The following is an 8,418-nucleotide window of genomic DNA, read 5'->3' on the forward strand; positions in this document are numbered from 1 at the left end:
TCCTGTGAGGAGTTGACCCATAAAGGCGCTGGCAGGCAGCGCCTTCATATTGATACCGGAATTAACGTTCAAGCCTTGGCTTATTCGTCTTCCAGCTCGATGTTGATACCCAACGAGCGGATTTCTTTCAGCAATACGTTGAAAGATTCCGGCATACCCGGCTCCATGCGGTGATCGCCGTCGACGATGTTCTTATACATCTTCGTACGACCATTCACGTCATCCGACTTAACAGTCAGCATTTCTTGGAGGGTATATGCTGCGCCGTATGCTTCAAGCGCCCACACTTCCATCTCACCGAAACGCTGGCCACCGAACTGAGCTTTACCACCCAGCGGCTGCTGAGTAACAAGGCTGTAAGAACCGGTAGAACGGGCGTGCATCTTGTCATCAACCAAGTGGTTCAATTTCAGCATGTACATGTAACCAACAGTTACAGGACGCTCAAACTTCTCACCAGTACGGCCGTCGAATAGGTTCAACTGGCCAGACTCTGGTAGATCACCCAGTTTCAGTAGCTCTTTGATTGACGGCTCAGGCGCACCATCAAATACAGGCGTTGCGATCGGTAGACCTGCACGCAAGTTTTGAATCAGTGTACGCACTTCGTCATCAGTCATCGTGCTGATATCGACTTTTTGACGCGTATCACCCAGGCTGTAAACCTTCTGCAGGAATTCGCGGAATTTCGCCAATTCTTGCTGCTCTTTAAGCATCTTGTTGATCTTGTTACCGATACCTTTCGCCGCTAGGCCAAGGTGGGTTTCAAGGATCTGACCGATGTTCATACGAGACGGTACACCCAGTGGGTTTAGAACGATGTCTACTGGCTCACCAGTTTCGTCGTACGGCATATCTTCAACAGGGTTGATCTTAGAGATAACACCCTTGTTACCGTGACGACCTGCCATCTTATCACCAGGTTGGATACGACGTTTAACAGCCAGGTAAACCTTAACAATCTTAAGGACGCCCGGTGCCAAGTCATCACCCTGAGTGATCTTACGGCGCTTGGTGTCGAACTTCTTATCGAAGTCAGCTTTCAATTCGTCGTACTGCTCAGCCAGTTGCTCTAGCTGAGTTTGCAGCGCTTCGTCGTCAAGGGTTTGCGTTAGCATGCTCTGACGATCCATGTTCGCCAGTTTTTCTTGGCTATAACCGGCATGACCCAGTACGCCACGAACACGTGCTACCAAACCACCTTCAAGAATAGAGAACTCTTCTGTCAGGTCTTTCTTGGCTTCTTTCAGCTGCATTTCTTCGATTTCTAGCGCACGCTTGTCTTTCTCTACACCATCACGGGTAAATACTTGTACGTCGATAACCGTACCAGATACACCGTTAGGAACACGTAGAGAAGAGTCTTTCACGTCAGACGCTTTCTCACCAAAGATTGCACGTAGTAGTTTTTCTTCTGGCGTAAGTTGGGTTTCACCTTTAGGTGTTACTTTACCTACCAGAATGTCACCGCCTTTCACTTCCGCACCGATGTATACAACACCAGATTCGTCAAGCTTAGACAGCGCCGCTTCACCCACGTTAGGGATATCAGCAGTAATTTCTTCGCTACCCAGTTTAGTATCACGTGCCACACAAGAAAGCTCTTGAATGTGGATAGTCGTCAGGCGGTCTTCCTGTACTACACGCTCAGATACAAGGATGGAGTCCTCGAAGTTGTAACCGTTCCAAGGCATGAACGCGATACGCATGTTCTGGCCAAGTGCAAGTTCACCTAGGTCGGTTGAAGGACCATCAGCCAGCACATCACCACGAGCACATAGTTCACCAGGCATCACCGTTGGACGCTGGTTAATGCACGTGTTCTGGTTAGAACGGGTGTACTTCGTCAGGTTATAGATGTCGATACCCGCTTCACCAGAAACCAGTTCGTCTTCGTTAACCTTGATAACAATACGAGATGCATCTACTGACTGAACCATACCGCCGCGCTTAGCAACAGCAGTTACGCCCGAGTCAACCGCTACTGCACGCTCAATACCAGTACCAACCAACGGCTTATCAGCACGTAATGTTGGCACTGCCTGACGTTGCATGTTCGCACCCATAAGTGCACGGTTAGCATCATCGTGCTCTAGGAACGGGATCAGGGATGCCGCCACCGATACAACCTGGTTGGTTGCAACGTCCATGTACTGAACGTGATCGCTTGGGTGCAGACCTGAATCGCCTTTCTGGCGAGCAGTAACAAGTTCTTCACCGAATGAGCCATCGTCATTCAACACGGCATTTGCCTGTGCAATAACGAACTGACCTTCTTCGATAGCAGAAAGGTAATCAATTTGATCCGTTACTTTACCGTCAACAACTTTGCGGTAAGGCGTTTCTAGGAAGCCGTACGGGTTAGTACGTGCATACGCAGACAGCGAGTTGATCAAACCGATGTTTGGACCTTCAGGTGTTTCGATAGGACACAGACGACCGTAGTGGGTTGCGTGTACGTCTCGAACTTCAAAGCCTGCACGCTCACGCGTCAGACCGCCTGGGCCCAATGCAGAAATACGACGCTTATGCGTTACTTCTGACAACGGGTTGTTTTGGTCCATAAACTGTGACAACTGAGAAGAGCCAAAGAACTCTTTCACTGCCGCAGAGATAGGTTTAGCGTTGATCAGATCTTGAGGCATGATTGCATCAAGGTCGCCAAGGCTTAGACGTTCTTTAACTGCACGTTCAACACGAACCAGACCTACACGGAATTGGTTCTCTGCCATTTCGCCAACAGAACGAATACGACGGTTACCCAAGTGGTCAATGTCATCCACTTCACCGATACCGTTACGGATATCGATAAGCTTACGCATTACCTGGATAATATCGTCATGGCTAAGCACACCAGAACCGGTCATTTCTTCGCGGCACAGTGAACTGTTGAACTTCATGCGACCTACCGCAGAAAGATCGTAACGATCTTCTGAGAAGAACAGGCTTTCAAAAAGCTGCTCTGCTGCTTCACGCGTTGGTGGTTCACCAGGGCGCATCATGCGGTAGATTTCTACCAATGCAGACAGACGGTCAGTCGTACTATCGATACGCAAGGTATCAGACATGTATGGACCGTGGTCTAGATCATTGGTGAATAGGGTTTCGATCTTCTTGTGGCCAGCTTGAGAAAGAAGCGCTAGGGACTCTAGGCTTAGTTCTTGGTTAGCAGCAGCAATGATCTCACCGGTTTCCTCGTTGATATAGTCACGTGCAGCAATTTTGCCCACGATGTACTCAACAGGAACATCAATTTGTTTGATGCCGTCTTTTTCTAGCTGACGGATTTGGCGCGCAGTGATACGACGGCCTGTTTCCACGTAAACTTGACCGTTAGCTTCAATATCGAAGCTCGCAGTTTCGCCACGTAGACGATCCGGTACCAGTTCCATCACCAAAGATTTGCCTTGTACTTCGAACACTACTTTGTCGAAGAACAGGTCAAGAATTTGCTCGGTGGTGTATTCCAGCGCACGCAGAATGATCGACGCAGGAAGCTTACGACGACGGTCAATACGTACGTAGACAGCATCCTTAGGATCGAATTCAAAATCCAACCACGAACCGCGGTAAGGAATGATACGTGCGTTGTACAGCACTTTACCTGAGGAATGGGTTTTACCCTTATCGCTGTCGAAGAAGACGCCCGGGCTACGATGCAGCTGGGATACGATAACCCTCTCAGTACCGTTAATTACGAAGGTACCATTGTCGGTCATGAGTGGAATTTCACCCATGTAGACTTCTTGTTCTTTAATGTCTTTTACGGTGCCAGCAGGTGCGTCTTTGTCAAACATCACTAGACGCAGTTTCACGCGAAGCGGTGCAGAATAAGTTACGCCACGAATTTGGCATTCTTTAACATCAAAAACTGGCTCACCGAGACGATAGCTAACGTATTGCAGCTCGGAATTGCCATTGTAGCTCTGAATCGGAAAAACAGAGCGAAAGGCAGCTTCAAGACCGTATTGCCCTTCTGGATCCTGCTCGATAAATTTTTCGAAAGAATCAAGCTGGATAGACAGTAAGTATGGTACGTCCAAGACTTGCGGACGCTTACCAAAATCCTTACGGATACGCTTTTTCTCGGTATAAGAGTAAACCATAGGGTTCCTCAGCTCGCTGATAAGTGACCCAAACTGTCCAGACTGAGGGACAGTAACTAAACAACCGCCGTTTACTGTAGGAACATCAGAGAGTTATCCCGATGTTTTTTTTGCATGAACGGTAGTGACTAAACGGGGTGAAAAATTCACTACTGCCCTACAGCGCAAAAAGGCCGGTGGCTATTTAGCCACCAGCCGTTAGCCTAAACAGGCTAAGAAATTAAGTATAAATTACTTAACTTCAACAGAAGCACCAGCTTCTTCTAGATCTTTCTTAAGAGCTTCAGCTTCTTCTTTAGAAACAGCTTCTTTCAACGGAGCTGGAGCACCGTCAACTACAGCTTTAGCTTCTTTCAGGCCAAGACCAGTTGCGCTACGTACTGCTTTGATTACAGCAACTTTGTTTGCGCCACAAGCAGTTAGAATTACGTCGAATTCAGTTTGCTCTTCAGCAGCTTCAGCAGCAGCGCCGCCAGCTACAACTGCAGCAGCTGCAGATACGCCGAACTTCTCTTCCATTGCTTCGATTAGTTCAACAACTTGCATTACAGACATTTCTGCAACTGCGTCTAGGATTTGCTCGTTAGTGATAGACATAACAATTCTCTTTAAAGTCAACAATTAGTTTAAATAGCAACCAGTTAAAAGCAAGGCAAATTATGCCGCTACTTCTTCTTTTTGGTCGCGAACAGCTGCGATAGTACGTACCAGCTTGCCAGCAGACGCTTCTTTCATGCACATCATTAGGCGTGCAATTGCTTCGTCGTAAGTTGGCAGTGTTGCAAGTACATCAGCGTCAGTAATAGCGCCTTCGAATGCAGCAGCTTTGATCTCGAAATCTTTATTCTCTTTAGCGAAGTCTTTAAAAAGACGCGCAGCAGCACCAGGGTGCTCGTTAGAGAAACCGATCAGAGTAGGACCAACAAAAATGTCTTGTAGACACTCATAGTTAGTACCTTGAACCGCACGACGTGCAAGGGTGTTACGAACAACTTTCAGGTAAACGCCCGCTTCACGCGCTTGTTTACGTAGAGAAGTCATTGCACCAACCGCGACACCGCGAGAATCAGCTACAACTGCAGACAGGGCACCACTGGCAGCTTCGTTGACTTCAGCAACAATTGCTTTTTTGTCTTGAAGATTTAATGCCATTTGGATTTGCTCCTGGATTATATATACACCACTCGCTGCTTCTCAGCAGGAGAGTAATTACGGCGCAGATCCAAGAAAGAAAATTATCTATCATGTCCTGGCACCGTCTACGTAGGGCATATTAAGTTTCTATTCGAAAATGGAAACGCCTACGGTCTTGGACGAAGTCCGACTAGCGGACATCAGCCATTATTTTAAAGCGGGAAATTGTACAGTAACTCCCCGCTTTAAGCAAATTAGATTGCTTGTGCGTCCAGAGTGTTCTGGTCAACCGAAACACCCGCACCCATAGTGGTCGAGATGCTTACTTTCTTGATGAAAGTACCTTTCGCTGAAGAAGGCTTCGCTTTCTTCAGAGCTACCAACAATGCTTCAAGGTTACCCTTAAGTTTGTCAGTATCGAAATCAACCTTACCGATAGTGGTATGGATGATACCGTTCTTGTCGTTACGGTAACGAACCTGACCAGCTTTAGCGTTCTTAACCGCTTCAGCAACGTTAGGTGTTACAGTACCAACTTTAGGGTTTGGCATTAGACCGCGTGGACCCAAGATAGTACCCAATTGACCTACAACGCGCATTGCATCTGGAGATGCGATAACTACGTCGAAGTTCATTTCGCCTTTCTTGATTTGGTCAGCAAGGTCTTCCATACCAACGATATCAGCACCAGCTTCTTTAGCAGCTTCAGCGTTCGCACCTTGAGTGAATACCGCTACGCGGATGTCACGGCCAGTACCGTGTGGCAATACAGTTGCGCCACGAACGTTTTGGTCTGATTTACGTGCATCGATGCCCAGGTTTACTGAAACATCAACACTTTCAACGAATTTAGCAGTAGCCAGTTCTTTAAGAAGAGCAACAGCTTCGTTGATGTCATACTCACGAGTACCATCAACTGCTTCGCGAATAGCGCGCATACGCTTAGTCAATTTTGCCATTGTCTTATCCCTCTACCACTAGGCCCATTGAACGAGCAGTACCAGCGATTGAGCGTTTCATCGCTTCAATGTCAGCACCCGTCATGTCTTTCGCTTTAGTTTCAGCGATTTCCTGAACTTGAGCGTCGGTAACAGTACCTACTTTCTCAGTGTTCGGGCGACCTGAACCAGACTTGATACCAGCTGCTTTCATAAGAAGAACTGCAGCAGGTGGCGTCTTAGTTTCGAAAGTGAAAGAACGGTCTGCGTATACAGTGATAACAACTGGAGTAGGAAGACCTTTCTCCATTGATTCTGTACGTGCGTTGAACGCTTTACAGAATTCCATGATGTTAACACCGTGCTGACCTAGAGCTGGACCAACTGGTGGACTTGGGTTAGCCATACCAGCTGCAACTTGCAGCTTGATGTAAGCTTCTACTTTTTTAGCCATTACTAAATACCTAAATTTGGGTTCTAACGTCTGTTTTGTACAAACAAACTCCCCGTTTAACAAAAGGGCGCGAAATTGTATTCAAATTTCGCGCCCCTCGCAATACTTTCCGAGCAAAAAACGATCAGCTTTTTTCTACTTGGCTGAACTCTAGCTCTACTGGTGTTGCACGACCGAAGATCGAGACAGAAACCTTCACGCGGCTCTTCTCGTAATCAACCTCTTCGACCACACCGTTGAAGTCCGCAAATGGGCCTTCAGTAACACGAACAACTTCACCCGCTTCGTACACAGTTTTGTGCACTGGGGATTCGCTCGCTTTTTCCAGACGGTTCAAAATCGCGTCCGCTTCTTTGTCAGAAATCGGCGCTGGGCGATCCGGTGTACCACCAATGAAGCCCATTACACGTGGTACGCTGCGCACCAAGTGCCATGATTCATCATTCATGATCATTTGAACAAGTACGTAACCTGGGAAAAACTTACGTTCACTTTTACGACGCTGTCCTGCGCGCATTTCTACAACTTCTTCAGTAGGTACAAGTACTTCGCCAAAGAAATCTTCCATCTCGTGGATCTTGATATATTCGTTCAAAGACTTAGATACACGGCCTTCAAAACCGGAAAAAGCTTGAACTACATACCAACGTTTTTTCGGAGCTTCGCTCATGAATTTATCCTCACACGCCAGTGAATAGGCGGACCAGACGGACCATGATACCGTCGATGCCCCACAGGATGAGCGCCATGACGACAGTGACAGCCAGAACGATGAGAGTGGTCTGCAAAGTTTCTTGACGTGTAGGCCAAACAACTTTACGCACTTCCATTCGCGATTCTTGTGCAAAAGTGATTGCAGCTTTACCTTTTGCAGTCAGGGCAGCAACACCGCCCGCAGCAGCAACTAGCACAATTACAGCAGCAGCTCGTAGCACAACAGACATATCACCGTACAGGCTATTTCCCACTACCGCAGTCGCTAGTAAGGCAAAGACTACTACCCATTTCAGGGTGTCCATTGACCCGGTTGGGGTTTCAGCATTCGCTTTCATACATTCTACCTGTAACTTATCTATTTCATAGACGACGACAACCTCGCGTCAGCGAGGTAAAAAGAACAAGAAACAAAAATCTGACACGTTTTCACTGTCTACTTTCTTATCCCATAAACGTTTACTTCTGCGCCAGATAGGCGAAAAAAAGTCCAATCCGATAATTTGGCGCAGAAAAAGGGCATCAAATGATGCCCTTTTTGCTAGTGTGTCGTCAAATCTTATTCGACGATTTTAGCAACAACACCCGCACCTACAGTACGGCCACCTTCGCGGATTGCGAAGCGTAGACCTTCGTCCATCGCGATTGGCGCGATTAGAGTAACAGTCATAGAAATGTTATCACCAGGCATTACCATCTCAACGCCTTCTGGCAATTCGATAGTACCGGTCACGTCAGTTGTACGGAAGTAGAACTGTGGACGGTAGCCTTTGAAGAACGGAGTATGACGGCCGCCTTCATCTTTCGACAGAACGTAGATTTCTGACGTGAAAGTAGTGTGTGGAGTGATTGAACCTGGCTTAGCAAGTACTTGACCACGTTGAACTTCATCACGCTTAGTACCACGTAGAAGAACACCAACGTTCTCACCAGCACGGCCTTCGTCAAGAAGTTTACGGAACATCTCAACACCAGTACAAGTAGTGGTGATGGTGTCTACGATACCAACGATAGCAACTTCGTCACCTACGCGTACGATACCTTGCTCAACACGACCCGTTACAACAGTACC

General features: G+C 47.4%; 8 protein-coding genes. All 8 read right to left on the reverse strand.

Going from position 1 to position 8,418, the window contains the following annotated elements:
• Positions 1-80: 80 nt before the first annotated feature.
• Complete coding sequence (rpoB, locus tag BM082_RS18265; RefSeq protein WP_017007904.1) at positions 81-4,106, reverse strand: DNA-directed RNA polymerase subunit beta; 4,026 nt, start codon at positions 4,104-4,106, stop codon at positions 81-83.
• A 231-nt stretch (positions 4,107-4,337) separates the two neighbouring features.
• Complete coding sequence (gene rplL, locus BM082_RS18270) at positions 4,338-4,703, reverse strand: 50S ribosomal protein L7/L12 (protein ID WP_017014455.1); 366 nt, start codon at positions 4,701-4,703, stop codon at positions 4,338-4,340.
• Between the two features lie 60 nt (positions 4,704-4,763).
• A complete protein-coding gene (gene rplJ, locus BM082_RS18275; RefSeq protein WP_017014454.1) occupies positions 4,764-5,258 on the reverse strand; it encodes a 50S ribosomal protein L10 in 495 nt (164 codons plus the stop codon).
• 236 nt (positions 5,259-5,494) lie between these two features.
• On the reverse strand, positions 5,495-6,199 hold the full coding sequence (gene rplA, locus BM082_RS18280) for a 50S ribosomal protein L1 (protein WP_017014453.1): 705 nt from the start codon (positions 6,197-6,199) through the stop codon (positions 5,495-5,497).
• Positions 6,200-6,203: 4 nt separating this feature from the next.
• The gene (rplK, locus tag BM082_RS18285) at positions 6,204-6,632 is read right to left on the reverse strand and encodes a 50S ribosomal protein L11 (RefSeq protein WP_017007908.1); all 429 of its coding nucleotides are present in this window, start codon (positions 6,630-6,632) and stop codon (positions 6,204-6,206) included.
• Between the two features lie 124 nt (positions 6,633-6,756).
• A complete protein-coding gene (gene nusG / locus BM082_RS18290; RefSeq protein ID WP_017007909.1) occupies positions 6,757-7,302 on the reverse strand; it encodes a transcription termination/antitermination protein NusG in 546 nt (181 codons plus the stop codon).
• A gap of 10 nt (positions 7,303-7,312) precedes the next feature.
• The gene (gene secE / locus BM082_RS18295; RefSeq protein WP_017014452.1) at positions 7,313-7,684 is read right to left on the reverse strand and encodes a preprotein translocase subunit SecE; all 372 of its coding nucleotides are present in this window, start codon (positions 7,682-7,684) and stop codon (positions 7,313-7,315) included.
• Between the two features lie 221 nt (positions 7,685-7,905).
• Positions 7,906-8,418 (reverse strand): EF-Tu C-terminal domain-related protein (locus tag BM082_RS18300; protein ID WP_244276043.1); only part of this gene is annotated, 513 nt, incomplete at its 5' end.

The organism is Enterovibrio norvegicus DSM 15893, from assembly GCF_900115495.1.
Lineage (GTDB): Bacteria > Pseudomonadota > Gammaproteobacteria > Enterobacterales > Vibrionaceae > Enterovibrio > Enterovibrio norvegicus.

Excerpts from the sequence above, each read along its gene's own strand:
- secE (WP_017014452.1), bottom strand. The coding sequence starts at position 7,684 with ATGAAAGCGAATGCTGAAACCCCAACCGGGTCAATGGACACCCTGAAA.
- rplL (WP_017014455.1), bottom strand. The coding sequence starts at position 4,703 with ATGTCTATCACTAACGAGCAAATCCTAGACGCAGTTGCAGAAATGTCT.
- rplJ (WP_017014454.1), bottom strand. The coding sequence starts at position 5,258 with ATGGCATTAAATCTTCAAGACAAAAAAGCAATTGTTGCTGAAGTCAAC.
- nusG (WP_017007909.1), bottom strand. The coding sequence starts at position 7,302 with ATGAGCGAAGCTCCGAAAAAACGTTGGTATGTAGTTCAAGCTTTTTCC.
- rplA (WP_017014453.1), bottom strand. The coding sequence starts at position 6,199 with ATGGCAAAATTGACTAAGCGTATGCGCGCTATTCGCGAAGCAGTTGAT.
- rpoB (WP_017007904.1), bottom strand. The coding sequence starts at position 4,106 with ATGGTTTACTCTTATACCGAGAAAAAGCGTATCCGTAAGGATTTTGGT.
- rplK (WP_017007908.1), bottom strand. The coding sequence starts at position 6,632 with ATGGCTAAAAAAGTAGAAGCTTACATCAAGCTGCAAGTTGCAGCTGGT.